Source organism: Mesorhizobium sp. M7A.F.Ca.CA.002.09.1.1, from assembly GCF_003998555.1.
In the GTDB taxonomy this organism is placed as follows: domain Bacteria; phylum Pseudomonadota; class Alphaproteobacteria; order Rhizobiales; family Rhizobiaceae; genus Mesorhizobium; species Mesorhizobium ciceri.
In genome coordinates this window covers 1-4267 of the sequence record NZ_RZRR01000477.1, presented here as the reverse complement: position 1 = coordinate 4267, position 4267 = coordinate 1, and the positions used below count along the sequence as shown (strand labels likewise).

4 protein-coding genes are annotated in these 4267 nt (G+C 62.4%); 3 read left to right on the top strand and 1 reads right to left on the bottom strand.

Features of this window, described 5'->3' with window-relative positions; all coding sequences use genetic code 11:
* A partial coding sequence (locus EN994_RS20090; RefSeq protein WP_206530426.1) for a DsbA family protein occupies positions 1-173 on the top strand: 173 nt, incomplete at its 5' end.
* A 38-nt stretch (positions 174-211) separates the two neighbouring features.
* On the opposite strand, the gene EN994_RS20085 is transcribed toward EN994_RS20090, so the two are convergent.
* Positions 212-640 (bottom strand): hypothetical protein, encoded by a 429-nt coding sequence (locus tag EN994_RS20085; RefSeq protein ID WP_024503284.1) that lies wholly within the window; start codon positions 638-640, stop codon positions 212-214.
* Between the two features lie 603 nt (positions 641-1243).
* On the opposite strand from EN994_RS20085, the gene EN994_RS20080 reads away from it, so the two are divergent.
* Positions 1244-3148 carry an ABC transporter ATP-binding protein/permease gene (locus tag EN994_RS20080; RefSeq protein WP_024503285.1) on the top strand — a complete coding sequence of 635 codons (1905 nt, stop codon included), beginning with the start codon at positions 1244-1246 and terminating at the stop codon, positions 3146-3148.
* Between the two features lie 272 nt (positions 3149-3420).
* Positions 3421-4267 (top strand): CBS domain-containing protein (locus tag EN994_RS20075; protein WP_164746030.1); only part of this gene is annotated, 847 nt, incomplete at its 3' end.

Below are 4267 nucleotides of genomic sequence, written 5' to 3'. Positions count from 1 at the left end.
CGGTGCGCACCGAGATCGCCACCGCGTCGCGCATGGGCATTTCTGGTGTGCCGTGCTTCCTGCTCGAGGACAAATACGCCGTCATGGGCGCGCAGGATGCCGATACGCTGGCCGATGCCATTCGCCAGGTGGCGGCCGCCAAGGCGCGCGGCGAACTGGACAAGGCCGGCTGAGGCCGGCCGGCCTCTCCTCTCCGCGACAGCGGCAGACGTTACTTCGCCGTCGCCTTGGCCTTGCTGATGAAAAATCCATGGCCGTTCGTGGCCGTGCAGGTCAGTCCCTTGGTTGACGACTGGCACGAGAACGGCCCGGCGCTCCAGCTGTTGCCGTAGCCAAGCTTATCGACATCGCTGCAGCAGCCCTGCTCGCCTGGGTTCTTGATCAGCGTTGCTGGCCCCTTCGGACCCAGGATAATCGTAAGGTAGCTCGGCTCGACGCGCGAGCAGCTCAGTTCCGGGCCGCCATCCCTCGGCTCATAGGTGCCGGTGCCGCCTTTGGGCGTGTAGATGCAGCCGATGTTGCCGGACGGCGTGTTGAACTCGATCTGGCCCTCGGCGCTGGCCGGAATGCTTTGCTCGCCGGCATGCGCCAAAGGTACAAAGGCAAAGAGGGACAGGATTGCGGCCGCGCGTGCAAGCATTGGGAGCTTCCTTGTTGAAGAACCGGACATGCATGAGTGTCGCCGATGCCGGGCAAGGTTCAATCCCAGGCGGATGAATTGTCAAACGCAGTCCCTCAGCCGATCCGACAAGACGGAACGCGCCGCTCGATCGATTCTCTCGTCAATTCCTGCCCCCGGCAGGGACGACCCCGGCAATCCTGGCGAGTCACGAGCCGCAGATTTTCGAGCTCTTTGAGCCGTCCACAGTGAGAAAACCGGTCGCTCGATACGATTTCGAGTTCACGAAACCGTGTGAAAGCCTTCCCTAGGGGAAGCCGTGCCAACGCCACGCCCTCGATATATCAAGCCCATGAAATTAAAAGCAATATCCGGATTTTTGTCGACTGTTGTCGCTATATTTCAGCATGTAATCTGTTGCCTCACGGCAACGGCTGCCGGGGCAATCCGGTCGGCCCGGTTTTAAATTAATGGAAAATGATCAATTGGTGTTACCATCCGTAACAAAAGAAAAAAGGTTTGGGCGGGATAGTGATTCGGGTCGGTAGACCATCGCAAGAGTCAGTACCGGAAAAAACACCTCGCGATGCCGCAGGGCGATCGCTTCTGACGCCGGTGTCGTCGATGCGCAGCTTCTGGGGCCTGATGCGGGCCTACTGGGTTTCCGACCGCTGGAAGGAAGCCTGGACGCTGACGCTGGTGATCGCGCTGCTCACGGCGTTGTCCAGCAAGGCCGGTGTCTGGTTCGCCGAAGCCTCGGGCGAACTGGTCAATTCCATCGCCTTCTTCCATGACGCCGCCAACACCACGCCGCTTCGCTCGCTTTTGGTCAATGCCGGCGTCCTCGTGCTGCTGGTCGTACTCAAGGACGCTGGCTTCACCGGCATCCGCAACCTTGTCTCGGCGACGTTGCACCGCAAATGGCGCGGTTGGCTGGACAGCCGCTTCAATGAAGCGCTGCTGGACGGCAATCATACGCATTTCCATGCCCAGCACGCGTCGACCGGCAGCGGCGCACCGGCCCCCGACAATATCGACCAGCGCGTCCAGGAATCCATCAAGGACATGACCGGTGGCGCCATCGGGCTCGCCATGGGCGTGCTTGGCGTTGCCACATCGCTCTATTTCGTCGGCCAGAAGCTGCTCGAAAACTCCGTCGAGGTGAAGGGGCTGGAATTCCTCGGCAGCTATGGCAGCGCCATCCTCGCCTTCCTGGCCGTCGCCACCTACGTGCCGCTGAACACTTGGATCGCGGTCAAGCTCGGCGGCCTGCTCGAGCGCCTCAATGTCAGGATGCAGCAGGCCGAGGGCAGCTATCGCGGCGAGCTGACGACATTCCTGCGCCGCTCCTTCCATGTCGCGGCGTCTCAGGGCGAAGGCGTGCAAAGGACCATGCATGGCCGGCTTTATGTCGACATCGACGGCACCTGGACGCGGCTGAACATCGTCAACACCGTCTACATGTCGTTCGAGCTGATCTACAATTTCATCGGTGCCCGCATTGTCGCCTACGGACCGGGCCTGGTGCCGTTCATCCACAACGGTCTCGACCTCAAGGGCTACATAACCGGCTCCGAGCTGGTCAATTCGCTGATCGGCCAGTGTTCCTGGTTCATCCACGTCATGCCCGCCATCGCCACGTTGCGCGCCAACAGCCAGCGTGTCACCGAGCTGGCCAATGCGATCGAGAATGTCCAGCATCCGCAGGAATTCTACAGCCAGACCGGCCGCTCCGACTTCCACTATGCCAGCCAGAACCCGGTTTTCGGCCTGACCATCCAGAAGCTCGAACTGGCGCATCAGGGCGAGGACGCGACGCCCTTTCTCAGCGCCGCCAATCTGCGCTTCCGGCGCGGCGAATGGACTTTCCTGAAAGGCGAGTCCGGTTGCGGCAAGACCTCGCTGATCAAGGCGATCAACGGCCTGTGGCCCTATGGCCGCGGCACCATCGTCTTCCCAGAGGGCGTCAAGAGTTTCTATGCCGCCCAGGAGGTCAAGCTGCAGCCTGTGTCGCTGAAGCAACTGGTCTGCCTGCCCGGCTCCGAGCACGACCATGGCGATGCGCAGGTGGCGTCGGCGCTGCACAAGGCGGGGCTCGGCGACTTTATCGAGCACATGGCCGACGAAAGCCGCGAAGGCAAAAGCTGGGACCAGGTTCTGTCGGGCGGCCAGAAACAGAAGCTGGTGGTGGCCCGCATCGTGCTGCAGCAGCCGGGATTGCTGTTCCTCGACGAGGCGACCGGCGCGCTCGACCCCGATGGCAAGGTCGCCTTCCACCAGGCCATCAAGGACAACTGCCCCGATGTCACGGTGATCTCCGTCATGCACGAGGCGGTGGCGCCGAGATCGATGACGGGCAGCGAATTCTATCACAGCATCGTCGCGATCGCCGACGGCGTCGCCACCAAGAAGCCGCTGGTTCCGACCCTGCCCGCCGAACTCACCACCATTCTGGTGCAGCCAAGGCCGGTCCCAAGGCCGGTCGAAGACAAGTGGCTGCGCTTCTCGCGCCGGCTGAAGCAGAAATAACGGTTATTCCACCCCGGTCTGCCTGGTCGAACGGCGGCCGGTGATCACAGTCTCGCGATCTTGCCCGCTCGTCGGCATTTTCCCTCCTCACCGCGATTGACACGGCGAGGCGCGCTCCTATGTTGCGCCCGCTTGCAGACAATCAAACGCGAACCCGCAAGCGGAAAGGTCACCGCGCCATGCCTGGCGACAGTCACAGTCGAACGCAACAGCCGTCCGCCCTGACGTGACCTCACATGGTTCATGTCCTGCCGGACGGCAAGGAGTGAGCCATGAACGAATTTACCACGGTGGCAAGCGACGAGGCCGTCGCGATTGCCCGTATCCTAGCCAACGATCACGTCGCCGACATTGTCGAGGCCCTGAACAGGGAGCCTCGAGAGACCGCGACGGAACTGCTCTGTGAAGTGACGTTCGAACGTCTGGTCGAGATCTTCGATCAGCCGGAACTCGACGGCGCGTCGGAACGCATGGAGGCGCTGCCGCGCGCCAAGGCGGGCAAGCTGCTCACCGCCATGTCGGTCGACCGGGCAGCCGACATCCTGCGCGAGCTGGAAGAGCCGGCGCGTTCCGAGCTGCTTGGCGGACTTGCGCCGCCGCTGCGCGCAACGCTGCTCTCCATCCTCGGCTATCCCGAAGGCAGTGCCGCATCGATCATGACGACGGAGTTCGTCAGCGTGCCCTCGGACTGGAGCGTCGGGCAAACGCTCGACTACATCCGCAAGGTGGAGCGGACGCGCGAGACCGTCTATGCGATCTATATCGTCGATCCGCAAACGCACCTGCTTGTGCGCTCGACGGGCCTGCGCCGGCTGATCACCGGTGAGCCGGACGATTCGATCATGACGGTGGCGCCGGATCATCTTCCGATGACGGTCGGCCCGCTGACCGATCGCGAAACGCTGGCGCAGACGATCTCCAAATACGATCTGCTCGCCGTTCCGGTCGTCGACCATGGCAAGATCCTCGGCATCGTCACCATCGACGACATCATCGACACGATGATCGCGGAGACGACCGAGGACGTGCACCGTTTCGGCGGCATGGAGGCGCTGGACGAGCCGTACATGAAGATGAGCTTCCTCGCCATGATCAGGAAACGCGGCGGCTGGCTGTGCG

Bases quoted from the DNA above. Each gene is read 5' to 3' on its own strand.
- EN994_RS20080 (WP_024503285.1), top strand. From the start codon at position 1,244: ATGCGCAGCTTCTGGGGCCTGATGCGGGCCTACTGGGTTTCCGACCGC.
- EN994_RS20085 (WP_024503284.1), bottom strand. From the start codon at position 640: ATGCTTGCACGCGCGGCCGCAATCCTGTCCCTCTTTGCCTTTGTACCT.